Source organism: Acinetobacter lactucae, assembly GCF_013344765.1.
GTDB lineage: Bacteria > Pseudomonadota > Gammaproteobacteria > Pseudomonadales > Moraxellaceae > Acinetobacter > Acinetobacter lactucae_A.
In genome coordinates this window covers 1-480 of record NZ_JABVBF010000425.1, presented here as the reverse complement: position 1 = coordinate 480, position 480 = coordinate 1, and the positions used below count along the sequence as shown (strand labels likewise).

Below are 480 nucleotides of genomic sequence, written 5' to 3'. Positions count from 1 at the left end.
ATCGTAGTTAAAACTTTCTCGTTTCCTTATGAGGCACAAATTGCAAAAACTCAATTAGAAGCTTTTGGAATTCCAGTTTATATTGAAAATGAACATACCATTAATATGGATTGGTTTTATTCTAATGCTTTAGGTGGGGTTCGTTTGTTAGTTCCAGAGAACTATGTTGATGAAGCAAAGTCATTTCTTGAAAAAGACTTTAGTGACGAGCTTGAACAAAAGTTCGGGAAGAGTAAAGAATGTTGCCCTGAGTGTGGAAGTTTGGATATGGAAGTTAATACTAAAGGAAAAAAATCTACCTTTTTAGCGTTTATGTTTTTCGGCCTACCTTTATTTTCTTTTAAAAATGGTAATAGATGTAAGCGTTGTGGACACTTTTGGAATTAAATATATAGTAAAAGATTATTGATTATCTTAATTATGGGACCTAATGTAGAGATAATGGATTTAGTTCTATCTCTGTAATTAATATTGTATTTA

At 30.8% G+C, this 480-nt stretch carries 1 protein-coding gene; it reads left to right on the top strand.

Annotated features, from left to right (window positions below; all coding sequences use genetic code 11):
- Nucleotides 1-387, top strand: a 387-nt coding sequence (locus HUN22_RS17680; RefSeq protein WP_217488231.1) for a putative signal transducing protein, incomplete at its 5' end; no start/stop codon positions are given.
- Nucleotides 388-480 lie beyond the last annotated feature (93 nt).